The organism is Archangium sp., assembly GCF_045802675.1.
GTDB lineage: Bacteria > Myxococcota > Myxococcia > Myxococcales > Myxococcaceae > Archangium.
This window is the reverse complement of sequence record NZ_JBJMQO010000124.1, coordinates 1-23,173: the sequence shown is the minus strand read 5'-3', so window position 1 is coordinate 23,173 and position 23,173 is coordinate 1. Positions and strand designations below refer to the sequence as shown.

Genomic DNA, 23,173 nt, shown 5'->3' with positions numbered 1-23,173 from the left:
GAAAACGGCGGGAGGCGAAGGGGCTCAGTTCGTCGCCGAGGGCGTCACCCCCGACACCGAGGCGCCGAAGAAGTTCGCGGCGATCTCCTCGTACATCGTCTCCACCGCGCTCTGGAGGGCCAGGGGGATGGAGTCCCGCGACAGCGCATCCTTGTGCCCGATGGCCGTGCCGGTGAGGCGCTTGACGATGTGGCCCCGCGCATCCACCAGGCGGGCCTTGTAGCGGATCTGCCCGGTGGCCTTGGAGTAGTCGCCGCCCGCGCTGCCGAAGACGAGGTCGGGGTTGACCTCGAGCAACTGCAGCGTCAGCTCGGTGGGTCCGGTACCCAGGGCGTAGCTGCTCTTGAAGGCGTTGGTGAAGCCCCGCTCGAGGCTATGCCGCCAGTCGTTCACCTCCATCCGCGCGGGGCCGAAGGGGACGACCAGGGAGTCGCGCACCGCCTCCTCCATCGCGAGCGAGAGGCTCTGGGCGGTGGGGGCGAGGTCCAGATTCGGGGACGGGTTGAGCTGGGCCACCGTCAGCGTACAACCCGTGCACAGCACCACCAGCGGAAGCAGGAGTCTTGCGATCGTGGCCATGTGTGATTGCGTACCATGGGCCGTCATCCGCGGCATTACCGCCGCATTACCTCGTATTACCGTGGCCACGCCTTGCGCCTGGAGAGACTCATGAAATTCCTGCTGCCCCACGCCGAACGCATCTACGCCGTGCTCCGAATCATGACCGGATTCATGTTCTGCCTGCACGGGTTCCAGAAAATCTTCGGACTGTTCGGCGGAGTGCCTCCCGGGGCGCCGCCGTTCATCATCTACGCCGCGGGCGGCATCGAGCTCGTGTGCGGCCTGCTCGTGCTGATCGGGCTGTTCGCCGCGCCCGCGGCCTTCCTCGCGAGCGGCACCATGGCGTTCGCCTACTTCATGGGGCACGTGTTTCCCAAGGGCAACATCCTCCCCATCATCAACCAGGGCGAGCTCGCCGCGGTCTACTGCTTCCTGTTCCTCTACATCGCGGCGCACGGCTCGGGCATCTGGAGCGTTGACGCGGCGCGCAGGGGCGCGAAGGCCTAGATGGGCTCGAGGGGCGGGCGGGACTGGACGCCCGCTCCGGTTCACGGGCCGGGCTCGGCGACGCGCTCGATGAAGTAGTGCAGCTCCAGGTACTTCCTTCCGAGGAACCACATCTCGTGCCGGGCCCGCAACACCACCGCCGGGTCATCGCAGGGCGGCTCCGTGCGCGGAGTGCCCTCGGCGCTCCAGACCCAGATGGTCTCGTTGAGGGGCAGCCGCAGCGGGAGCACCGGGTTGACCAGGTACACGCCCTGGTCCCCACCCGGTGCTTCCTCCTGGGCGCACGAGGTGAGCCGCAGCCCCGAGCCCCCCGGCGCGTCATGGTCGAGCCGCAGGATGCTGGTCATGTTGGAGAAGGGCAGCGGGAACGCGATGTTCATGTACCGCATCGCGCCGGCCACGTGGCTGGAATAGGCGGCGACGTAGATGGGACTCCCATCGCTCACATAGGTGCGGATCCACCCGCGCACGCGCTCGCGCCCGTCCGCTCCGTCATCCACGGCGACGATGGCGCCCTTCACCCCGTGGCGCTGGAGGCGCGTGTCGCTCGGGAGGACGAGCTGTTGCACCCTCCTCGCGAACCACCCCCACAGCCGGCCGCCGAGCCGGAAGCCGGGCTTCCAGTCCGGGACGACCCACAACGTGTAGCTCGCGGTGTGCTCATAGAAGCGACGGACCTCCGGGGCCACGCGGAGCGGATCGAAGCCGGGACGTGCGTACTCGGAGAAGTCATCCACGAGGCCCGTGGGGTGGCGCCCGTCCGGTGGCGCGAGGCGCTCGAAGAATCGCGGGCCCGTCCGCCCGCGGGAGCTCAGCCGGCTGAACACCACTCCCGCCGCGTTGGCGCGCGAGACGGGGTGCAGCAAGCGCAGGCCGAGCAGCCCGAGCCCCACGAAGCCCACCGCGTTCAGCGTGCCGTGGAAGCGGAGCATGGTGGGCAGCGCCACGAGGCTCGGGCGCAAGAGGCCCCAGAGGCCCGCCAGTGTGGTGGAGCCGAGCAGCGCGAGGGCCGCCCCCGCCAGCAGCCCGCGCCCCGCGCCCCCGGAGTCCGCCCTCGCGGCCCCCACGAGCAGGAGCCCCGCGAGCAGCGGCAGCAGGAGCACATAGAGCCCCACGCCGAGCACCTCGAGGGCACGGTGGCCGGCGATCCCCGCGGCGAGCAGGGGGAAGGCCCCCATCAGCCCCACGGCGACGGCCGGATGGAGCCGCCAGGCGCGAGGTGCCGAAGTGCGGTGGGCCGCGAGGAGCCGGCCGAGCAGTCCCACGATGAGCAGGCACCCGAAGCCCGCGAAGTGGAAGTGGATGGCGGTGAGCAGCACCCACAGTCCCTGGAAGCCCAGGAGTGGGAGGTCCCCCAGCCAGGTGAGGACCCAGACCGCGCCTCCCGGGAGGCAGAGCAGGGCCCCGTCAATGGCCAGCTCCTCCACGAGGAACGCGCCGCGCCCGGCCAGCCGCACGAGCCCGTGCAGCGCGGCGCAGGCCGTGAAGAGCAGATAGGGCAGCCCCAGGGCGACCCGGGCCTGCCAGGGCAGCGCCTCCACGACGAACGCCAGCACGAGCCCCAGGGCTCCGATGGGATGGAGGACTCCGAGCATGCGGGACAGCCGGGAGGAGCGCCCGGTGCGCACGGGGACGAAGGTGAGCGGGAGGGCCAACGGGACGAGCACGAGCGGCGCCAACAAGAAGAGCGTCTCGGCCAGGAGGAACTCGTGGAACCCTCCCGTGGTCCACCTCCACGCCAACAGGGTGGCCCACAGCCCGAAGCCAAGCAGGGGCACCCCCACGGTGTATGGGAGCCCGCCCCGCCCCTGTCCGGCTTCCAGTACGCGCATCATGGCCCCACCATACCCGTCCGGTGAGTCTCCGGGCTCGCCTGCTCGGCGGCTGGACCCGGGCGGCGGGCCCGTGTCAGTCGAGCAGCTGCATGAGGTCCGCCCGCGTGATGGCCGCGGCTCCAGACGCCCCGCCGAGCGCGGACTCGAAGAGCGCGCGCTTCTTGTCCTGGAGGGTGAGGATCTTCTCCTCCACCGTGCCCTGCGACACCAGCCGGTACACCATCACCGGCCGCTGCTGGCCGATGCGGTGCGCCCGGTCCGCCGCCTGCGCCTCCACCGACGGGTTCCACCACGGGTCCACGAGGAACACGTGGTCCGCCGCCGTGAGGTTGAGCCCCGTGGCTCCCGCCTTGAGCGAGATGAGCATCACCGGCGGGCCCTTCGGATCCTGGAAGGACCCGGCCACCGCGCCCCGGTTGGCCGTGCTTCCGTCCAGCCGGATGAACCCGATGCCCGCTTCCTGGAGCGCCGGCTCGATGCGGTCCAACAGCGACGTCCACTGCGAGAAGACGAGCGCCTTGTGCCCTTCCTCCACCGCCGTGCCGAGCGCCTCGACCAGCGCCTGCACCTTGGAGGACGTCTTCGCCTGCTGTCCCGGCACGAGCGCCGGGTGGCACGCCGCCTGACGCAGCCGCAGCAGCGCCTCGAGCGCCTTGAGGACGCTGCCTCCCTCCTCCAGCTGCGACACCACCTCCTCGCGCGTGGCCGCGTACACCGCGTCGTAGACGGCGCGCTCCCGCTCGGTGAGCGTGACGTGGAGCACGGACTCGGTGCGCGGCGGGAGCTCGGGCGCCACGTCCCGCTTGAGCCTGCGCAGCACGAAGGGACGGATGCGCGCTCGCAACCGCTCGGCCGCCCCCTTCTGGTTGTCCGAGACGGGCCGCGACCACCGCTCCTCGAACTCTTTGCGCCCCCCGAGCAGCCCCTGGTTGGTGAAGTGCATCAGGCTCCAGAGCTCCTCGAGCCGGTTCTCGATGGGCGTGCCACTCAGCGCCACCCGGAAGCCCGCCTGTAGCCCGTATGCCGCTCGCGCCACCTGGCTGTCCGGATTCTTGATGGCCTGCGCCTCGTCCAGCACCACCGTGTCCCACGTCCTCGCTCCGAGCACCTCCGCGTCCAGGCGCAGCAGCGCGTAGGTGGTGAGCGTCACGTCGGCCGTCTCGTCCAGGGCTCGCCCGGGGCCGTGGTAGACCGAGACCTTCAGCGAGGGACGGAAGCGCTTGAGCTCCGCCTCCCAGTTGGGCAGCACGCTCGTGGGGGCTACGACCAGTGTGCCCGGTCCGATGATGCAAAGGGTCTGCAGCGTCTTGCCCAGGCCCATGTCGTCCGCGAGCACGCCCCCGAGCCCCGCCTGCCGCAGGAAGGTGAGCCAGCTGATGCCCTGCAACTGGTAGGGGCGCGGCGTCGCGGTGAGGTCCGGGGGGAGTTGGACGTCCGGCAGTTTCTCGAAGCCCTGCACCAGCGGCGCCAACCGCTCGAGCCCGGGCGGGGCAGGGTGCTCCAGTGCGTCGCACAGGCCGGCGAGCTCCGGCAGGGCATGGTTGGCCAGCCGTCCGTCCTTGCCTCGCGCGGCCAGCAGGTCCGCCACGCGCTGGCCGTGCGTCTTCAGCCACGCCGTGGGCAGCGGCGCCCATCCTCCGCCTTCCAGCGGCACCAGGCCCAGTCCTTCCTCCCACGCGCGCATCACCGCGCCCGCGTCCACCGTGCGCGGCGCGCCCGGTCCCGCTCCCTCCACCTGGAAGTCGAGCGAGAAGCCCACCCGTGGCACCCCGGTTCGTGAGGCATCCGCGTCCAGCGAGAGCAGGGGGCGCAGCTGTACGTTGGGGCTCACCACGCGCGCCGCGTCCCCGGTGAGGCCTCCTCGCCAGCGCCGCAGCTTGTCGGCGAGCTGCACCGCCTCGGGGCCCTGCACCGTCACGCGCCGGCCGGGCACCATGTTCAGCTCGTCGCGCAATTGGTGGATGAGCTTCTGCTCGGTGGCCTCGTCGCGCACGGGCACCGCGCCCTCGAGGTACACCATGCGCCCGTTGTCGATTCGCACCGTGGGCGGCGAGCCGTACACCAGCGTCGGCAGCACCGACAGGCCCGAGTCCAGTTGGTCGAGCTCCAGCGAGATGCGCGGCTTCAGCGTCCGGTCGATCGGCGGCAGTCGCTGGCTCCGCACGTCCACCGGCATGCGCCTCGCGAAGTCCGGCAGCACCTTCCCGGTGAGCTCCCCCATCTGCTGCGGCGAGAAGGTCCGCTCCTGAGGGAGTTTCTCCAGCCATGCTCCCGTGAGCGACTGCTCTCCGAGCTTCCGGAGCGTGCCCCCACACACCGCGAGCCCGGAGCTGACAACCTCGGAGACGCTCGGGTCCTTCTCCACCTTGAGCACCGTCTGCTCTCCCCGGTCCTCCACGGTGACGCGCGGAAACAGGGGCTCGCTCGAGACGGACACCAGGACTCCGTCGAAGAGCACCGTGCGCGCGGGCTCCAGCACGCGCAGCAGCGCCTCGAGCCGCTCGGGGGGAAGTGCGCCCCTCGTGGGTTTGAGCAGCAGCTTGTCCGCGAGCAGATCGCACGGCTCCACTTGAATCCGCGCCGCCTCCACCGGGTTCGTCAGCAGCGAGGCGAGGCTGCGCGCCAACAGCCGCGCCGTGTTGTCCGGACGCACCAGCAGTCGCTCGAGCTGCAGCCCTCCGTCCACGCGCTTGAAGCGGTACACCATGCGCTCGGACTTCGGCGCGGCTCCCGCGCGCGGGACGGCCTGGGCCACGGGGGCCTGGGTGGGCGCGGGCCGGGACAGGGCGGGCCGGGCCGGGGAGGGCTGTGCGGGGGCACGCGGTGTGGGGGCTCGCTGAGACACCGTGTGGTGGAGCATGAGGGCCGCCGCCACCACGTGCTCGCATGGGTCCACCCGGCCCCGGCAGTCACACTCCCAGATGTCGTCCTCCGGGTAGAGCACCGTGGTGAGCGGGTTCGGCCGGCCGGTGACTCGCACCCGCAGCACGGCCTCCTCCTGCCCGACCGATTGCACCGAGACGGCGCCTGCCCGCGCCAGGCTCATGCCGGTGGACCAGATGTCCGGGCGCGCTTCCTCCCGGACGGTTTCGAGTAGCTCCGCGGTCACGGACATTCGAGCACTGTCCCTATCTCCACGGAGGGCTCCGCGCAAATAAGGGACGCGCCTCCCGAGATGGTGTCAAAGGACTCGAGTTCCCTCCTCTCGGGGAAGGTGTCAGGGAAGGTGTCAAAGGACTCGATCGTGAACGGGACCTGGGTGGCTCGAAGGTGAGACAGGCGGAGCCGCCGGTAATCGAGTCCTTCTGCCCACTTGTGGCTGGCCTACGGGGTGCAGGTGCCTGGCGGGTTACCGCGGCAGCGAGGAGGGGTGGGGATGGGTTGGCCGCTGAGGATGTTTCACGAGGAGGGCTACTACTTCGTCACGTCCAGGTGCTTCCAGGGCCGGCTGCTGCTGCGTCCCAGCCAGGAGGTGAACGAGGTGGTCGGGGGCGTGCTGGCGCGAGCCGTGGCGCAGAGCGCCGGCACCGTGCGGCTGCACGCCTTCACCTTTGCCTCCAATCACTTTCACCTGCTGGTGTGGGCCCAGGGGGCCGCGCTCGCTGGCTTCATGCAGTACCTGCGCGCCAACCTCTCTCGGAAGGTAGGGCGGCTGGTGGATTGGAGTGGAGGCTTCTGGGAGAGGCGCTACTCGGCCGAGCCGGTGCTGGACGACGCGGCACTGGTAGGGCGACTGCGCTACGTGCTCGCCCATGGAGTGAAGGAGGGCCTGGTGGAGAAGTGCAGCGAGTGGCCGGGCCTCACGTGCCTGCCGCAGTTGCTGGGGCCCGCGCGGCGCCAGTTTCGGTGGTTCAACTGGACGAAGCGTTGGAGCAGGCGGAGGAGCGAAGAGTTGGCTGCGGGAGGAGGACGCTTCGGCGAGGAATGTGCGGAGCCGGTGGAATTGGAAGTGGCGCCACTGCCGTGCTGGCGGGGCTTGGGAGAAGAAGAGCGGCAGCGTGCGGTACGGGCGCTGTTGCACGAGGTGGAGGCCGAGTTCCGTGAACGGGGCAAGCCTGCCCTGGGCGCGAGGGCCGTGCAGGCGCAGCACCCACATACCCGTCCCGAGCGTCTCGAGCGCAGTCCTCGTCCGCTGGGGCATGCCTCCAGGCGAGAGGCCCTGTGGGAACTGCGTGAGCAATACCGTGCTTTCGTGGCGGCGTTCCGAGAAGCCGCGGCGCGCTGGCTACAGGGAGACTTCTCTGCGCGCTTCCCCCTCTTTTCCTTTCCGCCGCGCGTCGTACCGGAGCGCGTTGCTCGAACTCTTTGACACCCGTTCGGCGACACCCGTTCGGCCAGCCGCCCCCCGAGCACCCGAGCGCGCAATCTCCCTGCCCGGGTCGGACGGGCCTGTTACAAGCAGGGTCCCGTGGACGAGGCCAATCGAGTACAGGAACGCAAGCCCGAGGGGGCGCGAAAGAAGCCCCGGAAGGTGTCCGCGCGCTATCTGGAGAACGCCGCGCTCCACTACCTCAAGCGCTACTCGGCGACGGTGAGCCAGCTCCGGCGCGTGCTCATGCGCCGGGTGGATCGCTCCCTTCGCGTGCACGGCGGAGAGCGTGCCGAGGCCCTCCAGTGGGTGGACGCGCTCGTGGACAAGCTCGTGCGCAACGGGCTCATCAACGACAGTGCCTACGCCGGGATGAAGGCGCAGTCCCTGAGGGCCTCGGGCCGCAGCTCCAGGATGATTGCCCAGAAGCTGCGGATGAAGGGCGTGCCCGCGGAGCTCGTCCAGCAGAAGCTCGCGGAGGCCACGGCGGAGCTCTCCGAGGAGGAGGCCGCTCGCATCTGGGCGCGCAAGAAGCGGCTCGGACCTTTCCGGCGCGATGCGCGGACCCGCGAGGACCACCGGCAGAAGGACCTCGCCGCGCTGGCCCGGGCCGGCTTCTCCTTCGGCGTCGCGAAGAAGATCATCGACGCCGAGCCCGAGTAGCCGCCCCCACCGGCCCGCCTCGCGGGGCTCGCCTCAGAGGTACGTCACCGTGCCATCCTGGCGCGTGCAGCTGCCGTCCTGGCTGGGGTTGCCCACGGTGCGCAGCACGTCGCTCCCCGAGGCGGGCAGCCGCCGTCCGGACAGCTCGGAGCCGATGGCGCGGATGATCAGGTTGCGCAGCAACTGCACCTGGTAGCAGGGGATGTGCGGCTCGGCGTGCGAGTCGCCGATGCCCGAGTCATTCGTGAGGAAGAGGTAGCGGCCGAGGGTGAGCTGGGCGGCGAGGCGCATCTGGTACTCGGCCTCGTCGGCCACGCCGCTCGCCGCGACGGGGTACACCTTGATGCCGGAGAGCCGGGCGCGGTTGGCCTCGCGCAGGAAGGCCGGGTGGCTCTGCGTGTGCGTCGGCGCATCGGCCACGAGGAAGGTGAGGCGCGCGGTATTGCCCGTGCGCCACGTGAGCTGATGGATGGCTCCGAGCCCGCGCTCCATGGCCTCGGGGTAGTCCCCGCCGCCGTCCGCCGACTGGGCCTCCAGCCGCTGCCGGAAGGTGCCCAGGTCCGAGGTGAAGTCGAAGGAGCGCACCACGTACGCGTCCCCGTCGTCGCGGTACACCACCAGGGCGAAGCGCGCGGAGATGTCCGGGTACGTGCTGCGCACCGTGTCGACGATGCCCTGAATCTCCGCCTTCAGGTAGCTGAGCTCATCCGTCATGCTGCCGGTGGCATCCACCACGAAGGCCACGTCCAGCTCCGAGGGCAGGACGGCCTGGGCCCCCGGCAGGGTGAGGTTCCACGCGCTGCCCTCGACGGGCGTGGTGAGCGGCTCACCTCCCTGCCCGGGCGGGGGCGTCACCGTCACCGAGAACCCTTCACTGGCCTGGGCACCATCGTAGGTGGGGAGGAAGAGCAGCCGGCCGTCGGTGGCGGTGGGGGCCTCGAGCCGCGTGCCCCCGGCATCCTTCACGCTGACGCGCGCGTTGGGAATCGGGCGGCCCTCGGCGTCGCGCACGGTGATGATGACGCGGTCCGCGGTGTGCGGGGCGGGCAGACCCTGGGGGGCCTCCCCGGTGAGGTACTGCTGGAAGAAGGCGAAGTTGAGGTTGTCGTCCCAGTCTCCGGCGGTGAGCTGGCCGGGCGCCGGGGTCGGGCTGCCCGTGCCCGTCCCCGGGGTGCCCTCGGTTCCCCCTCCGCCTGGCGGCGAGCCCGCCCCCGAATCGGTCGGCGAGGGCGTGGGGCCCGGCGAGGAGGGAGGCGACTTGGAGTCTCCTCCCGAGAAGGTCTCGTCCTGGGTGGATGTTCCACAGGCGGCGAGCAGGGCGAGCACCGCGGCCAGCCCACAGAGTCCGAGCAGCGTCCGTTTCATGATCTTCCTCCGGAAGGGGAGAACAGGGAGCGGGGCGCGGGGTTGCAATCTTCCTGCCTGGAGGGTGGCCGGGTGTTCCAGAGGGGGGACGCGGTGCGTGGGAGAGGGCGGCTGCGGTTTTCCACCACGAAAAACCGTGTTCCTCCGCTCTATGGTGTCGGGAGTCCCACCCCGGAGGCGACGAGGGACAGGCGGCTGGGAAAGACATGAGCATGAGCCAAGACAGCACCCTGCAGCGTGACTGGGTACGGACGTTGGAGCAGTTGATGGAGCTGGCCACCACCCAGGACACCGCGCGCGGGCTGTTCCTCTCCCGCACGCTGGAGACGGTCCGGGAGCTCGGGGACGAGGCGGCCCTGGCGCGCTGTCAGGAGGTGCTCGGCCGGCAACGGCTCATGGACTTCGTCAACTACCCCGTCACCCTGCTGGTCCGGTTGACGCTCGTCGCGGTGCGGGAGTTGAGCGCCCGGCAGGGCGGGGCCGAGCCGGTGCTGCGCCTGCTGGGGCAGAGGGCGGCGGTGGGGCTCATGTCCTCCTCGGTGGGCACCGCGATGGATACGCGGACCGGCAGCCGCGACGAGCACATCTCTTCCAGCCTCCAGGCCATCTACAAGGTGTCCTCCAACTACGGGGAGCGCTCCATGGAGTGGCTGGGCCCGAGGCACGGCCGCTTCACCATGCGGCGCAGCTTCCTGCCGATGCCGTACCACGAGGGCGCCATGCGGGAGGTGCTCGAGCGGCTTGGCGCACGGGAGCCCCGGGTGTTGGGACGGATACTGGGGCCGCTCGACAGCGAATACGACTTCTCCTGGTCGTGAAGCCCGTCCCGGGCGCTTGCCCGCCCGGCGGACGGGCGTGGGCCGGGCATACGTCCTGCTCCTCCGGGGTACCTCACGAGGGGAGGACGACGATGACGCATGAAGAGCTCGTGTCCCATGTGGTCGGCCGGGCGGGACTGCCCGGCATGCAGGAGGCGGAGCGGACCGTTCGCGCGGTGCTCGCGGTGCTCGGCGAGCGGCTGAGCTGGCCCGTCATCCAGGCGGTGGCGGAGGACCTTCCCGGTGCGCTGGCCACGAGCCTGCGCGAGGTGACACCGCACCAGACGTTCAACCTCGCCGAGCTCCACGCGCGTGTCGCGGAGCGGACGCGGGTGCGGCTGGGGCTCGCGGTGGAGCACACGGGCGTCGTCTGCCAGGTGCTCGCGGAGGCGCTGTCGGAGGGCGCGTTGCACCGGCTGCGCGAGGCCCTGCCCGAGCCCATGAGTGCCCTCTTCGCGCCGCGCGAGCCCGAGGAGTCCTTCTCGCACGTGCACCATGAGCCGGGCCGGCGCACACTCTCCGAGGGCCGGCCGGGAAGCCAGCACCCCATCTCCGAGTACCGTCCCGAGCGGGCGCACACGCACTCGGTGCTGCGGGCGGACAACCCGCACGGGGACACGAAGCTCTCCAGTACCTCCGGGTTCACGCAGGAGCGCGAGCAGGAGACGCTCGCGGCGGGGCACCCGGGCTCGGACCGTCCGCTGAGCGAGGGAATGGAGTGAGCGCCTACGGGCCCGCCGCCGTCCTGGCGCCCGCCTGCTCCGCGAGCCACTGCTGGGTCCTGTCGATGAGCGTGTCCATCTGCCGGGTGTAGCGCTCGACGCCGTAGAGCTCGCGCGTGAGCGCGACGCCCCGACGGGCCGTCTCCGCGAGCAGCTCGGGGTGGGCCGCCGCATGGGAGAAGACGCGGAGGATCTCCTCGCGCGGGATGCACGTGCCCACGGGATCTCCGTCCCCGAAGAGGGGGTTGCTTCCCTCGCGCGAGCGCAGCCGCAGCCCCTCGGGCATCCAGTCGGTCAACTCCCCGAGCCCGCCCACGTCACTGGTGATGAGCGGCACGCCGGCGGCCATGGCCTCCAGGGCCGAGTAGCCGAAGGATTCATAAGCGGAGGGAATGACGGCCAGGTCCATCTCCGGCAGTGCCCGCAGCACTTCCTCTCTCGGCCGGTACCCGTACCACACCACCCGGTCGCCGAAGCGCCGGCTCCGCCACTTCAACAGGTTCTTCAACGTGCCCGAGCCGTAGATGTGCAGGGTGGCCTTGGGCAGACAGCGCAGCACGTCTTCCAGGTGCTCGAAGATTTCATGCAGCCCCTTGGAGAGCTCCAGCCGGCCCACGAAGATGACGTTGCGCACCTCGTCCGAATAGCGCTCCTTCACGGCGGGAGGCGCCTCGACGTAGTGGTGGACGACCTCGTGCCGCTGCGCGCCGCCCAGGTGCCGCTCGGCATACGCCCGCATGTATTGGCTGATGAAGAGCACGAAGTCCGCCTGGCTCAACATCTCCACGTCCTTCTGGATGAAGGGCAGCACCCGCGGGGACGCCGTCCGCAGCAGCTCTCCGAAACGCTCTCCCGCGTAGCCATTGAAGATCTCGTGCGTGGCGAACACATGCGGGATGTGGACGAGGCACGCGCTGTTCCTGGCCACCGCGCGCAGCCGCGTCCCCACATACGTCCCGTACGTCTCGTTGCCGAGGATGAGCAGCGGCTGGTCCATCGGGAGCAACCCGTAGAGCTCCTCCAGCTTCGGGTCGTAATCGGTCTCCAGCCGCGTCTGGAAGCGCGGGTAGGGAATCCGCAGGATCTGCTCGCCGGCCTCCCCTTGGCGCACCGAGACGGGCCAGCGGTGGGTGTGAATCGTCTCCACCACGTGGAGGTGGGCGAACCGGCGCCGCAGGTACTCCACGAGCATGTTCGTATACGTCCCCACGCCGCCGATCCGCATGTGGCCGTACTCGGAGGTGACCACGACGACGTGGGGGGATTCGAGGAGGGGCGGGTGCATGGGGGAGGTGTCAGGCCAGCCCGGCCTTGGCGGTGTCGCTGGCGCTCATGAGCGAGCGCGTGCACGCGTCGATGAACGTGTCCATCTGCCGGGTGTAGCGCTCGACGTTGTAGAGCTCGCGCGTGAGCGCGACGCCCCGACGGGCCGTCTCCGCGAGCAGCCCGGGGTGGGCCGCGGCATGGGAGAAGACGCGCAGGATTTCCTCGCGCGGGATGCACGTGCCCACGCCGATGCCGTCTCCGAAGAGGGGGTTGTTCCCCTCGCTCGTGCGCAGCCGCAGCCCCTCGGGCATCCAGTCGGTCAACTCGCCCAGGCCGCCCACGTCGCTGGTGATGAGCGGCACGCCGGCGGCCATGGCCTCCAGGGCCGAGTAGCCGAACGGCTCGTAGATGGAGGGCATGATGGCCAGGTCCATCTCCGGCAGCACCTTCAGCACCTCCTCGCGCGGCTTGAACCCGTGCCACACCAGCCGGTCGTCGAGGCGCCGGCCGCGCCAGCGCAGCACGTGCTTGAGCGAGCCCTTGCCGTAGATGTGCAGGGTGGCCTTGGGCAGGCACTGCAGCACGTCTTCCAGGTGCTCGAAGACCTCGTGGAGCCCCTTCTGCAGCTCCAGCCGGCCCATGAAGATGACGTTGCGCACCTCGTCCGAGTAGCGCTCCTTCACCGTGGCGGGCGCCTCGACGTAGTGCCCGATGACGGTGTTGCGCGGCGGCTCTCCGCCCAGGTGCTTCGAGGCGTACGCGTGCATGTACTGGCTGATGAAGAGCACGTGGTCCGCCTGGCTCAACATCTCCACGTCCTTCATCATGTGGGGCACGGCCCAGGGGGGCGCCGTCCGCAGCAGCTCCCCGAAGCGCTCTCCCGCGTAGCCATTGAAGTTCGCCAGCGACGCGAACAGGTGCGGCACGTAGATGAGCGAGGCCTTGTTCTTGGCCGCCGCCCGGAGCTTCGTTCCCACGTAGGCGCCGTAGGACTCGTTGCCGAGGATGAGCAGCGGCTGGTCCATCGGCAGCAGCCGGTAGAGCTCCTCCAGCTTCGGGTCGTACTGGGTGTCCAGCTTGAGCTGGAAGTTGGGGAAGGGGGCCCGGATGACCTGCTCGCCGAAGGGTCCCTGGCTCACCGCGATGGGATCCCGGTTCGAGTAGGGCATCTCGACCACATGGATGTGGGCGAACTTGCGCCGCAGGTAGTCCATGAGCATTTCCGTATAGGTGCCCAGGCCACCCACCCGCAGGTGCGTGTACTCGGTCGTGACGACGACGACGTGGGGAGTCTCGAGAAGAGGCGCCGACATGATTTCACCACCTGAAGAAAGACATGAGGACCGCGAGGCTCAGGGCGCGCGGCCGGATACCGGAACGTGGGAGACGCGCAGCTGTCCGCCCTCGAAGCGGGCCACGTCGCCGGGATTCCAGGAGAGCACCTCGGCCGTTGAGGAGCCGTGCTCGGCCAGATGCGCGCGCACCGTCTCCACCATCTTCTCGTCGGTGCTCACGCCGAGTCCCTGGAACATGTGCGCGTAGGGCAGGACGTAGCGGGCCCGGGCCGCGAGGCTCGCGCGTGCCACTCCCGCCTCGCCCAGCGTCATCGACTGCGTGTACCCGCGCTGGTGCCCCGCGTGGACGGCGCGCAGCCGCTCGAAGGGCAGGGTGAGGGCGTAGTGCGGCAGGCCGATGTTGAGCACTTCCTGGAAGGAGCGGAAGTTGCTGAGCACCACGTCGCTGGGGCCGCGCTTCTCGGTGAGCTGGCGCACCGCCTCGACCATGTTGCCCAGGGGGTCGGCGCCGCTGTCCACGAGCACCAGCGCGCTGAAGTCCGGGGTGCTGAAGCGGTAGCAGTTGCCCCAGGTGCGCAGCCCGTCCGTTGGGCCGGGTGAGTCCACCGTCGGCTGCTCCCCGTAGAAGGGCAGCACGTCGATGTCGATGTCGCCCACGCGCAGGGTGCTGCCCCAGGCCGGAGCCACGGCCCGCAGTCCCAGCTGGCGCAGGGTGGCGGAGAAGTCCTCCGGCGTGAGCAGGTTGGGGCGGGGCACCTGGGGGACGATGATGGGCACGTCCGGCCGGTGCAGGTAGCGCAGGATGGACGGCGGGTACCAGTGGTCCTCGTGGTGGTGGGTGATGAGGATGGCATCCGGCTCGAGCGGCCTGGATTCCCGGGGGAAGCGCGAGAAGTGGGTGCTCTCCCCGATGTTGAGCACCTGGGGATCCACCAGCAGCGTGGTCGTCCGCGAGCGGATGACGAGGCTGGCGTGCTCGCGGCGGTAGATGCCGGGGGCGTCCACCGCGGGCCACGCGCCGAAGGAGGCCTCGTCCTCGGCGGGCTCCAGGCAGGTGCCGAACAGCTGCGCGAAGCGGGGCGGCAGGTTGGCGGCGGCGGCGCCCTTGATGCCCTCCACGTCCCGGGTGGTGCCGGCGGCGCGGATGAGCTGGGCCGCCCAGGCCACCGACTCCAAGGGCAGACGCAGCCCGGCGCGTTGGATTTCCTGCCCCCGCCTCACCTGGGCATACAGCGTCCAGTCGCGGGCGGGCTCGCGGAAGGCGTCGAAGAGCAGGGCCTCGGTGGCCACCACGCCGCCCTTCTCTATCTCCTCGGGGCGGAAGAGCTCCGGGGGGAGCTTCTTGACGTCGATGATCCGCTCCAGCCGGCGCCGGCACTCCTCGGGCTCGAACCCCGCGTCCAGCCACTGTTGGAGCACCAGGCCGAAGGGGACGTTGGGCTGCGTGGGCTTGAAGCTGAGGGCACTGCTTCCGGAGAAGAGCATGGCGGAATCTCGGAGGGGCGGACACGCTCAGTGTCTCGCAAGAGGGGCCCGCCTGCACAGGGCCCCCGGGGCGGTGCCGGGTTCAGGCGGCGGTGGTACTCGGGGCTCGTGCGGCGGGCTCCTGGCCCTGCAGCTGGGCATGGATGAGCTGGGCGTAGAGGCCGCCGCGCGCCAGGAGCTCGTGGTGGGTGCCCTGCTCGGCGAGCCGGCCCTTCTCCATCACCAGGATGAGGTCCGCGCTCATCACCGTGCTCAGCCGGTGCGCGATGACGACACGGGTGCAGCGCAGCCCGGTGAGCGCGTCGAGCACCCGGGCCTCCGTCACCGTGTCCAGCGCGCTCGTCGCCTCGTCCAGCAGCAGCATGGCCGGCTTGCGCACCAGCGCCCGGGCCAGTCCCAGCCGCTGCCGCTGCCCACCCGACAGCGAGTTGCCCTGGCTGGCCAGGGGCGTGTCGTAGTTGAGCGGCATGGTCATGATGTCGTCGTGGATCTGCGCCAGCTTCGCCGCCTCCACCACGGCCTCGGTAGGCACGTCGGGGTCGTCGAGGGTGATGTTGGCGCGCAGGGTGGAGCCGAAGAAGGCGGGGTTCTGCAGCACCACGCCCATCTGGCCGCGCACCGCCAGCAGGTCCAGGTCCGCCAGGTTCACGCCGTCGTAGCGCACGTGCCCCGAGCTGGGCAGGTACAGGCCCAGCAGGAGGTTGGCCAGCGTGGACTTGCCCGCGCCGGAGCGGCCCACGATGGCCACCATCTTCCCGGGCTCGATGCGCACGGACACGTCCTGCACCACCAGGGGCGAGTCGGGGGCGTAGCGGAAGCACACCTGCTCCAGCTCGCACGCGCCGGTGAGCGTGGGCGCATGGCCCACCTTGTCCGCTGGCCGCTCGGGCGGGGTCTCCAGCACGTCGCGCAGCCGCTCCAGGTAGCTCGTCATCTGCTGCAGTTGGCCCGCGGTGCCCACCAGGTTGGAGAGCGGCACGAGCACCGCGCTGGCCAGGGCGTTGAGCGCCAGCATCTGTCCGGTGCTCAGGTCCCCGCTCAGCACCTGCCACGTCCCCATCATCAGCAGGATGAGCGGCGAGCCCATGCGCAGCGCCCCCATGGCGCTGTCCACCCAGACGCCGAGCACCCCGCGCGCCAGCGACACGTTGAGCACGTCCACGAAGAGGTTGGAGTACGTCTGCACCGAGCGCTGCTCCACCCCGTAGGCCTTGAGCGTCTGGATGCCCGAGAGCATCTCCATCTGGTACGTCGTGTTCTTCGACTCCAGCTCCAGGTTCTGCGACATGAGCTGGTGCTGGCGCCGGCGCGACAGCAGGAAGACGACCACCTGCAGCGTGCCCAGCCCCACCACCAGCAGCCCCATCCACGGGCTGGTGGCGAAGAGGATGCTCAGGTAGAGCAGCACCATGCCGCCGTCCAGCAGGGTGGAGAGGGTGCTGGAGGAGAGCATGTCGCGCAGCGTGCTGTTCATGCCCATGCGCATGACCAGGTCGCCGGTGGGCCGCGTCTGGAAGAAGGAGTAGGAGAGGCTGACCAGGTGCTCCAGGAAGCCGAGCGTCAGCTCGGAGTCCACGCGGATGCGCAGCGCGGTGAGCAGGTAGCCGCGGATGAGCGAGGCGAGGAACTGGAAGAGCACGATGGCCATCATCCCCACGCCCAGCACCAGCAGCAGGTGCTGGTCCCCGCGTGGAATCACCCGGTCCACCACCATGCCCGTGAGCAGCGGTAGCGTGAGGGCGAAGAGCTGCACCATCAGCGACAGCACGAGGATGCGGCCCAGCAGGCTCGAGTGCTTGAGCAGCGGCGCCGCGTAGCGGCCCCAGTCCGTGCTCCGCTTGCGGCCCTTGACGAAGTTCTCCCCCGGCTCCAGCAGCAGCGCGATGCCGGTGAAGGACTGGCGGAACTTCTCCAGCGACAGCCGGCGCCGGCCCTGTGACGGGTCCACCAGGTCCACGTAGTCCGGGCCCAGCCGCTCGAAGACGACGTAGTGGTTGAAGCGCCAGTGGAGGATGGTGCCGGGCTCCAGGAAGGGCAACCGGTCGATGTCGATGGAGACGCCCCGGCCCCGCAGGCCGAACTTGCGCGCCGCCTCCAGCAGCGAGCGCGCCGTGGTGCCGTCGCGGGACACGCCCGTCACCCGCCGCACGTCCTCCAGCGACACGTGCTGGCCGTGGTAGCCCAGCACCATGGCGATGCACGCGGCGCCGCAGTCCATCACCGTCATCTGGCGGATGTCGGGGATGCGCCGCAGGCTCATCCGGGACCGGAGCTTGCGCAGCGCCGGGAAGCGTTCATGCAGGGGCGGCCGGCTCTTCTCAGCGCTCATGGCGGAACAGTCCCTTCAAGGCCGGGAGCAGGGTCATCAGGATGCTCTCGGAGCGCACCCGGGCCTCGACCCGGGCCGGCATGCCGTCGAAGTAGTCATAGGGGAGCCCATCGCTCTGGAAGCTCTGCGCGGGCAGGCGTGCGCGCACCAGGATGAAGGCGCCCTTGAACTCGAAGGCGTCGCCCAGGCCCGGCCCCAGGGCGCGGCGCACCTCGTTGGGACCGATGATCTGATCTCCCACCTGCTCCACCGTCACCTCGCGGTACTCGTAGCGGAAGCCCTCCATCTCCAGACGCAGCGGAGAACCCGGCCGCAGGTAGGGGCGGTATTGGCCGGGCAGGAAGGCCACCAGCAGGGGCGAGGCGTTGTCCGGGACGAGCGAGAGCACGCTCACGCCCGCGGTGAGGTACTGGCCCGGCTGCACGCGCACGTCCATGACGATGCCATCGCTGGGAGCCCGCAGCGCGCGGGCCTCCAGCCGGGCCTCGGCCAGCTCCTGCTCGGCGCGCAGCGAGGTGAGCGCCTGGCGCGCCGCGCCGTCCGAGGGCTCCCTCAGGTAGCGCACCAGCTGCAGCTCGAACTCGTGGCGCAGCCGCTCCAGCGTGGCGGCCTCGTCCACGGAGACGAGCGTGACCAGCTCCTGGCCCGCCCTCACGCGCTGCCCGTGCCGCACCGTCACCTTGGACACCAGCCCGGCCTCATGGCTCGTCAGGTCGAGCTTGCCGTCCATCTGCACCACCGCCGGGCCGGAGGCGTACTCGTCCACCGTGCCCACCACGCAGTAGAGCACCCCGGTGCCCATCACTCCCAGCAGCAGCCAGTACATCCACTGCGTCCACGTGGGCGCGATGTGGAGGATGTCCCCCTCCTCGCGCACGCTGGTGTAGTGGTCGAGCGCTTCCTGGCGGTAGAGTTTCTTGCCTTGCATGCGTGCGCTCCGGATCAGGGGGCCGCGGGGGTGCCCACCCGTGCCTCGGGTGCCACCCACACCCGGACGACGGTGCCCAGGGGCAGCCGCGTGCTGGGGTGGGGCTCGACGCTGGCGATGGCCAGCACCATGCGCGAGGCCGTGTCCACCTCGGGGGACACGCGCTCCACGCGCCCCTCGAATCGCGCCGGGGAGCCCGGCACCTCGAGCAGCGCCCGCGCGCCCTCCACCACCTCGGGGGCGAGCGTCTCCGGGATGGCGAAGCGCACCTGCTGGGCGCCGTCCGCCAGCAGGTGGACGAGGGCCTGGCCGGGCGTCACCAGCACTCCGGGGTCGAGGTAGCGCATGGACACGGTGGCATCGAAGGGGGCGCGCACGGTGGCCTCGGACTGGCGCAGCCGCAGTTGCTCCACCTGGGCCTGGCGGCTCTGCACCAGGGCCTGGGCGGAGGCGAGCTTGGCGGCTGCCGTCTTCTCCGCGAAGCGGAGCCGGGCCTGCTCCTCCTCGGACATGGCGCCCAGGGACAGCAGCTTCGTGTCCCCGCCGCGCTTGAGCGTCTCCTGGGCCGAGGCGAGCGCCAGCCGCGCCACCTCCTCCTCGGCGCGCATGGACTCCAGGTCCGCCGTGGCCACGGCCAGCTCATGCTGGAGCGGCTGCGTGTCGAGCCGGGCCAGCACCTCCCCCTTGCGCACCCGGTCCCCCACGCGCACCGCCACGTGCTCCAGCCGGCCGTCGAACTTCGCCGACACGTCCACGCTGCTGCCCGCGAGGATGATGCCGATGAAGCCCGGGCCCTCGTGCCCGGGGGCTGGAGGCGACTCGGGCGGCGCCGCCGCGGCGGACGGAGGCGGGGGCGGCGCGGGGGGCGGGGGTTGCGGACGCACCCAGAGCAGGGCCAGCCCCACCAGCAGCACGAACCCGGACCCCAGGATGACGGAACGCTGTGACATCGCGCGCAGCCTACCGGACCCCGTGTTTCTTGGCAGCCGGAGGATCGAGCGTCAGCACGCTCGACACCTCACCGGGCTCGGCGAAGCGCAGCAGCCCCCACCCGATGCCAGCCAGGCCAATCATCAACCCGGGCGTATCCGTGCCCAGGGGCGTCGCGCAGCGCCACTCACGCCGCGTGGCCCGCGCGAGCAGGGCCTCCAGGGTGCCCTGGATGAACGCTCCCACCTCGGGCGACTCGCCCACCGCCTGGGCGGCCACCAGCAACTCCAGGTTGCCGAGGTCCCCATGACACAGCGAGTCGTTGTAGCCGAAGCCCTGCTCGAGCGTGCCGGCCACCGCGGCGCGCAGCTCCTCGCGCAAGAGGGGCGTGTCCCGGTGGCGCAGCATGCGCGCGCGCGCCAGGCCAATGCCCGGGGCGCCATGGCACCACGCCTGCATGGAATGGCCGGAGGCGCGCGTGTCGCGCCAGTTGAGCTGCTCGGGGGAGAAGAGGGTGCGCTCGTACGCGAGCGCCTCGTCCGCCACCGCGGAGAAACGCGCCTGGCCCGACGCGGCGGCGAGCTCCTCCAGCGCCCACGCCATGCCCGAGGCCCCATGCGAGAAGCCGCTGAGGGGTTGGGGAGACTTCACCAGCGTCATCCACCCGGAGCCCTTCTCCTGGGGCTGCCGCGTGGCCAGCAGGTGCTCGCCGCAGCGCACCGCCGCCGCCAACGCCGCCGGAGAGCCCGTGGTGTGGTGCAGCGCCAGCAGGCCGCCAATGCACCCGGCCACGCCGGCGATGATGTCCAGGCTCTTGTCCTGCTCGACGAGCGGCGGCACCACCTCGACGAGGGACTCCGCCTCGGCCAGCACCGCCGGCTCGTCGAACAGGACGCCCAGCTGCGTGAGCGTGTAGATGACGCCTCCCCAGCCCTCGAAGGCGCCCAGCACCTTCACCCGGGGGCGGGAGCGCTCCGCCAGCTTGCGCAGGTTGTCACCGACGTGGCGGGCCAGCCGGGTGAAGCGCTCCTCGCCCGACAGCCGCGCCAGCTGTGCCAGGAACAGGCCCACCCCCGACATGCCGCCGTAGACATCGAGCGTCATCGGGGAGAACGTCCAGGTATCGAGGCTGTCCTGGCGCAGCCCGAGCCAGCCCATCATCCCCTCGTCGCTGGCGGCCAGCGTGGCGATCCGGTCTCCCACGGCCTGGGCCGCCGCCACCAGCCTCGAGCGCTCCACCGGCGTGGCGGACTCCCGCCGCACCGCGCGCGGCCGCTCGGGCTCCCGCGGCAGCTCGGGCAGCGAGGACAACAGGGAGCAGCGGATCCACCACAGGTGCCGCTCCAGGTCCCCCTCTCCCATGCCGTGCAGCCGCTCCTCGACGACCTCCATGCCGGTGCGCCACAGCGCCTTGATGAGGGGCTCTCCCTCCCCGCTGCTCAGCTCCAGCGAGTCGGGCCGCGTGGAGAAGCGGGGGATGTCGCCGCGGTGCAGGGCGGTGCGCTCGGCGCTGGCCACCTTCTCCAGGAAGGGCCGGCGCTTCATGCCCGCCCACAGGTTGTCGAAGTACCGCTCCCGCTCCAGCCCGTCGCGCAGCAGGTCCGGGTGATAGCTCTCCTGGAGGATCTTGTAATAGATCTGCGTGGAGCGCAGCAGCGCGCGGATCTCCACCGGGATGAAGCGCCGCAGCGGCCCCTCGGGGGCGAGCAGCGCGTCGCGCTCGCGCAGCAGCAGCCGGTACATCCGCTCGAAGCCCACGCACAGGCTGTCCAGGTAGTTGCCCAGGGGGACGTTCTCGCCACGCAGCGTGGGCAGGTTCTTCGCGCCCTTCATCATGATGCGCTTGCGGTTCTGCCGCATGGTGTCCGCGCCCAGGTCCTCCCAGTAGGGCACCTCGAGCGGGCTGAGCTGGCCCTCGGGCGAGCCCATGCCGCCCACATCCACTCCCTCGCTGTTCTCCGTGGCCCAGGCGCGCAGGGGCAGCATGGAGATGCGGGTGACGGAGTAGTCGATCATGCGGATGAAGAGCTGCTCCTCACGGGACAGGAAGCTCATCTTGTCGCTGATCTGCGGGTGGAACAGCGTCTCGAGATCCACGATGACCGGGTTCTCCCCCTCGGCGATCAGGTTCTCGTAGTGCATGTCCATGCCGCCCACATGGTGGAAGAGGCACAGCTGCGCGCCCAGCCGCTGGTAGAAGCGCTGGACGCCCTCCTCGGACTCGCACGGCCGGGCGTCCACGAACTCGCTCCAGCCGTACCCCTCGCGCGCCAGCAACCGCAGCTGGCGGAAGGGCGGCAGGTCCCCGCGCGCGTCGACCCAGGCCAGCAGCTCCTGGAAGCGCTCGTCCACGCCGAACGAGCGGGGCTTGTAGACGAGCTTGACGCCCGAGGCGAAGGTGAGGGTATGGACCGAGCGCCCCGAGTGGTGCTGATCTCCCGCGTGGCCGGAGAGTTCCACCAGCAGGCCCGCGTCCGGCGGCAGCAGGGTCTCGCGCAGCGCCGGGCCATCCGCGGCCAGCCGGGTGGCGAACTCCGCGCTCGTCTCCACCCAGCGCTCCACCGCCTCCACGCACAGCCGCGCCAGCACGGCGTACTCCTGGAAGAGGGGGAGCGCGTACCGCGGATCGCGCAGCATCTCGACGAAGTGGGTGAAGCGCTCCGGGCCCGTCTCTCCCTTCAGCTGGCCCCGGAGCCGGGCGATGTTCATCTCCAGGACGAGCGTGCGATTGATGCGCTCGAACAGCCGCGTGGGCAGTCCGGCGAACAGGAGCGTCTCGAGCGTCTGCACGTCGAAGAGCAGCCCGGAGTGGCTGCGCGCCACCTCCTGGAGGTGGGCCCGCAGGCGAGCCCGGCCCCGTTCGACGAGCGGCCGCACCCACTCGATGAAGCCATAGGTGGCGATGCCCTGGTAGTTCGGGGGGATGGGGAAGGGCTCCGAGGACACCGGCCGGGAGAAGGCCTCCTGGAGCACCGTCAGCCACGGAGGCGTGTGGCCCGCGAACCGCCGCTTCAGCTCCTCCGGGGACTCGGTGAGCAGGGCGCGCAACTGGGCCTCCGTCAGGCCTTCCGCCTCCAGCCGCTGTTCGAAGGGAATCGTCGAGCTGAAGGGCTCCTTGGCGCGCCACCGCTCCAGCAGCCGCTGCGCCTCCTCGTCGCGCGCGCCGCCCGCGGCCTCGGCGCCGAGCCCCTCCTTCCGCTCATGCAACCAGACCGCACGGAACCACGCTGCCGAGTCGAAGGGAGAATCGTTCACGATGTGCATCTCCGTGGGGGAGGAGTCCAGAACGGACACGCGCCGCAGCCAGGGGTGGCACGCGGCGCGCGGGTGATGCTACCTCAGTCGCGGGTGGATCAGCCGCAGCAGGCCGTGGCCACCGTGGAGGCGCAGCAGCACGACGTCCGGGCGATGGAGATTTCGCTGCCACAGCCACCGCCGGATACGCCCTCGAGGTCCAGCTCGGTCAGATCGACCATGCCGTCGGGGTTCTCCGGCAGGCTGGCGCGCTCCGTCTCGCTCAGGCTCATGCGGTACTGCTCATCCTTCCAAGCGCGGACCACATCGATGTTGCTCATGGAGGGCTCCTCGGAGACATCAAGGGGAAAGAACCAGCCGAAAAGAAGGACAACCTGGAACTCGTGAGAACAAGGTTATAGTGGCTATAACCGGAACGTCAAGCCTCGCCCGGACGGAGAGGGGCCCGAGCGGTGGGCTCGCGGTGGGGCCCGGAGTGGCGGGATGCGGAAACGACAACGCGCCGCGGCCAGGGCTGGCTCGCGGCGCGTCATGAGACCCGTTCGGGTCAGGAGGGATTAGCCGTGGCAGCAGGCCGTCGCCGTCGTGGAGTAGGTGCAGCACGAGCTGTTGGCGATGGAGATGTCGGTAGCTCCACCGGCCACGCCGTCCAGGTCCGCGTCGGTCAGCTCCACCATACCGGCCGGGTTCATCGGGAGGCTGGCGCGCTCCGTCTCGCTCAGGCTCATGCGGTACTGCTCATCCTTCCAAGCGCGGACCACATCGATGTTGCTCATGGGGGGGGCTCCTCTCGGTTAAACGGTGAATGTGGAACCGGCTGTTTCCAGGAACAAGCCGGAACCAACTGAAAACAGTTATACACGTTCTAATCGGACCGTCAAGCTACACCCGGATGGTAGTGACGG

General features: G+C 70.4%; 18 protein-coding genes. 5 read left to right on the top strand and 13 right to left on the bottom strand.

Going from position 1 to position 23,173, the window contains the following annotated elements; all coding sequences use genetic code 11:
* Nucleotides 1-24 precede the first annotated feature (24 nt).
* A complete protein-coding gene (locus tag ACJ8AN_RS34230) occupies nucleotides 25-579 on the bottom strand; it encodes a hypothetical protein (protein WP_407759761.1) in 555 nt (184 codons plus the stop codon).
* A 90-nt stretch (nucleotides 580-669) separates the two neighbouring features.
* On the opposite strand from ACJ8AN_RS34230, the gene ACJ8AN_RS34225 reads away from it, so the two are divergent.
* On the top strand, nucleotides 670-1,068 hold the full coding sequence (locus ACJ8AN_RS34225; protein ID WP_407759760.1) for a DoxX family protein: 399 nt from the start codon (nucleotides 670-672) through the stop codon (nucleotides 1,066-1,068).
* Between the two features lie 41 nt (nucleotides 1,069-1,109).
* Here the strand turns inward: ACJ8AN_RS34225 and ACJ8AN_RS34220 are convergent, their stop codons facing one another.
* Both ACJ8AN_RS34220 and ACJ8AN_RS34215 read right to left on the bottom strand, forming a co-directional pair.
* Nucleotides 1,110-2,903 carry a YndJ family transporter gene (locus ACJ8AN_RS34220; protein ID WP_407759759.1) on the bottom strand — a complete coding sequence of 598 codons (1,794 nt, stop codon included), beginning with the start codon at nucleotides 2,901-2,903 and terminating at the stop codon, nucleotides 1,110-1,112.
* A 73-nt stretch (nucleotides 2,904-2,976) separates the two neighbouring features.
* The gene (locus ACJ8AN_RS34215) at nucleotides 2,977-6,018 is read right to left on the bottom strand and encodes an SNF2-related protein (RefSeq protein ID WP_407759758.1); all 3,042 of its coding nucleotides are present in this window, start codon (nucleotides 6,016-6,018) and stop codon (nucleotides 2,977-2,979) included.
* A gap of 261 nt (nucleotides 6,019-6,279) precedes the next feature.
* Here ACJ8AN_RS34215 and ACJ8AN_RS34210 point away from each other — a divergent pair, with 261 nt between their 5' ends.
* Complete coding sequence (locus tag ACJ8AN_RS34210; RefSeq protein WP_407759757.1) at nucleotides 6,280-7,212, top strand: transposase; 933 nt, start codon at nucleotides 6,280-6,282, stop codon at nucleotides 7,210-7,212.
* A 99-nt stretch (nucleotides 7,213-7,311) separates the two neighbouring features.
* Nucleotides 7,312-7,875 carry a regulatory protein RecX gene (locus tag ACJ8AN_RS34205; RefSeq protein WP_407759756.1) on the top strand — a complete coding sequence of 188 codons (564 nt, stop codon included), beginning with the start codon at nucleotides 7,312-7,314 and terminating at the stop codon, nucleotides 7,873-7,875.
* Between the two features lie 33 nt (nucleotides 7,876-7,908).
* Here the strand turns inward: ACJ8AN_RS34205 and ACJ8AN_RS34200 are convergent, their stop codons facing one another.
* Nucleotides 7,909-9,240, bottom strand: coding sequence for a vWA domain-containing protein (locus tag ACJ8AN_RS34200; protein WP_407759755.1), 1,332 nt, complete (start codon nucleotides 9,238-9,240; stop codon nucleotides 7,909-7,911).
* A 212-nt stretch (nucleotides 9,241-9,452) separates the two neighbouring features.
* Between ACJ8AN_RS34200 and ACJ8AN_RS34195 the strand changes: the two genes are divergently transcribed.
* Complete coding sequence (locus tag ACJ8AN_RS34195) at nucleotides 9,453-10,058, top strand: TIGR02265 family protein (protein ID WP_407759754.1); 606 nt, start codon at nucleotides 9,453-9,455, stop codon at nucleotides 10,056-10,058.
* Nucleotides 10,059-10,150: 92 nt separating this feature from the next.
* Complete coding sequence (locus ACJ8AN_RS34190; protein WP_407759753.1) at nucleotides 10,151-10,780, top strand: DUF2267 domain-containing protein; 630 nt, start codon at nucleotides 10,151-10,153, stop codon at nucleotides 10,778-10,780.
* Nucleotides 10,781-10,784: 4 nt separating this feature from the next.
* On the opposite strand, the gene ACJ8AN_RS34185 is transcribed toward ACJ8AN_RS34190, so the two are convergent.
* From ACJ8AN_RS34185 to ACJ8AN_RS34145, 9 genes are all read right to left on the bottom strand, one after another.
* Complete coding sequence (locus tag ACJ8AN_RS34185) at nucleotides 10,785-12,065, bottom strand: glycosyltransferase family 4 protein (RefSeq protein WP_407759752.1); 1,281 nt, start codon at nucleotides 12,063-12,065, stop codon at nucleotides 10,785-10,787.
* Nucleotides 12,066-12,075: 10 nt separating this feature from the next.
* Entirely contained in the window at nucleotides 12,076-13,359 is a 1,284-nt protein-coding gene (locus ACJ8AN_RS34180) for a glycosyltransferase family 4 protein (RefSeq protein ID WP_407759751.1), read from the bottom strand.
* Nucleotides 13,360-13,398: 39 nt separating this feature from the next.
* Nucleotides 13,399-14,826, bottom strand: a complete 1,428-nt coding sequence (locus tag ACJ8AN_RS34175) for an MBL fold metallo-hydrolase (RefSeq protein ID WP_407759750.1) — start codon at nucleotides 14,824-14,826, stop codon at nucleotides 13,399-13,401.
* Between the two features lie 82 nt (nucleotides 14,827-14,908).
* Nucleotides 14,909-17,155: a peptidase domain-containing ABC transporter gene (locus tag ACJ8AN_RS34170; RefSeq protein WP_407759749.1), complete on the bottom strand. Its 2,247-nt coding sequence runs from the start codon at nucleotides 17,153-17,155 to the stop codon at nucleotides 14,909-14,911.
* Nucleotides 17,145-18,083 carry an efflux RND transporter periplasmic adaptor subunit gene (locus ACJ8AN_RS34165; RefSeq protein ID WP_407759748.1) on the bottom strand — a complete coding sequence of 313 codons (939 nt, stop codon included), beginning with the start codon at nucleotides 18,081-18,083 and terminating at the stop codon, nucleotides 17,145-17,147. The genes ACJ8AN_RS34170 and ACJ8AN_RS34165 overlap by 11 nt, the downstream gene beginning before the upstream one ends.
* Before the next feature lie 14 nt (nucleotides 18,084-18,097).
* On the bottom strand, nucleotides 18,098-19,033 hold the full coding sequence (locus ACJ8AN_RS34160; protein ID WP_407759747.1) for an efflux RND transporter periplasmic adaptor subunit: 936 nt from the start codon (nucleotides 19,031-19,033) through the stop codon (nucleotides 18,098-18,100).
* Nucleotides 19,034-19,043: 10 nt separating this feature from the next.
* The gene (locus ACJ8AN_RS34155; RefSeq protein WP_407759746.1) at nucleotides 19,044-22,268 is read right to left on the bottom strand and encodes a type 2 lanthipeptide synthetase LanM family protein; all 3,225 of its coding nucleotides are present in this window, start codon (nucleotides 22,266-22,268) and stop codon (nucleotides 19,044-19,046) included.
* A gap of 98 nt (nucleotides 22,269-22,366) precedes the next feature.
* On the bottom strand, nucleotides 22,367-22,588 hold the full coding sequence (locus ACJ8AN_RS34150; RefSeq protein WP_407759745.1) for a mersacidin/lichenicidin family type 2 lantibiotic: 222 nt from the start codon (nucleotides 22,586-22,588) through the stop codon (nucleotides 22,367-22,369).
* 237 nt (nucleotides 22,589-22,825) lie between these two features.
* Nucleotides 22,826-23,044 carry a mersacidin/lichenicidin family type 2 lantibiotic gene (locus tag ACJ8AN_RS34145; protein WP_407759744.1) on the bottom strand — a complete coding sequence of 73 codons (219 nt, stop codon included), beginning with the start codon at nucleotides 23,042-23,044 and terminating at the stop codon, nucleotides 22,826-22,828.
* Nucleotides 23,045-23,173: the final 129 nt, after the last annotated feature.

Bases quoted from the DNA above. Each gene is read 5' to 3' on its own strand.
- ACJ8AN_RS34225 (WP_407759760.1), top strand. From the start codon at position 670: ATGAAATTCCTGCTGCCCCACGCCGAACGCATCTACGCCGTGCTCCGA.
- ACJ8AN_RS34210 (WP_407759757.1), top strand. From the start codon at position 6,280: ATGGGTTGGCCGCTGAGGATGTTTCACGAGGAGGGCTACTACTTCGTC.
- ACJ8AN_RS34160 (WP_407759747.1), bottom strand. From the start codon at position 19,033: ATGTCACAGCGTTCCGTCATCCTGGGGTCCGGGTTCGTGCTGCTGGTG.
- ACJ8AN_RS34190 (WP_407759753.1), top strand. From the start codon at position 10,151: ATGACGCATGAAGAGCTCGTGTCCCATGTGGTCGGCCGGGCGGGACTG.
- ACJ8AN_RS34215 (WP_407759758.1), bottom strand. From the start codon at position 6,018: ATGTCCGTGACCGCGGAGCTACTCGAAACCGTCCGGGAGGAAGCGCGC.
- ACJ8AN_RS34230 (WP_407759761.1), bottom strand. From the start codon at position 579: ATGGCCACGATCGCAAGACTCCTGCTTCCGCTGGTGGTGCTGTGCACG.
- ACJ8AN_RS34145 (WP_407759744.1), bottom strand. From the start codon at position 23,044: ATGAGCAACATCGATGTGGTCCGCGCTTGGAAGGATGAGCAGTACCGC.
- ACJ8AN_RS34175 (WP_407759750.1), bottom strand. From the start codon at position 14,826: ATGCTCTTCTCCGGAAGCAGTGCCCTCAGCTTCAAGCCCACGCAGCCC.
- ACJ8AN_RS34150 (WP_407759745.1), bottom strand. From the start codon at position 22,588: ATGAGCAACATCGATGTGGTCCGCGCTTGGAAGGATGAGCAGTACCGC.
- ACJ8AN_RS34195 (WP_407759754.1), top strand. From the start codon at position 9,453: ATGAGCCAAGACAGCACCCTGCAGCGTGACTGGGTACGGACGTTGGAG.
- ACJ8AN_RS34185 (WP_407759752.1), bottom strand. From the start codon at position 12,065: ATGCACCCGCCCCTCCTCGAATCCCCCCACGTCGTCGTGGTCACCTCC.
- ACJ8AN_RS34170 (WP_407759749.1), bottom strand. From the start codon at position 17,155: ATGAGCGCTGAGAAGAGCCGGCCGCCCCTGCATGAACGCTTCCCGGCG.
- ACJ8AN_RS34220 (WP_407759759.1), bottom strand. From the start codon at position 2,903: ATGATGCGCGTACTGGAAGCCGGACAGGGGCGGGGCGGGCTCCCATAC.
- ACJ8AN_RS34165 (WP_407759748.1), bottom strand. From the start codon at position 18,083: ATGCAAGGCAAGAAACTCTACCGCCAGGAAGCGCTCGACCACTACACC.
- ACJ8AN_RS34180 (WP_407759751.1), bottom strand. From the start codon at position 13,359: ATGTCGGCGCCTCTTCTCGAGACTCCCCACGTCGTCGTCGTCACGACC.
- ACJ8AN_RS34200 (WP_407759755.1), bottom strand. From the start codon at position 9,240: ATGAAACGGACGCTGCTCGGACTCTGTGGGCTGGCCGCGGTGCTCGCC.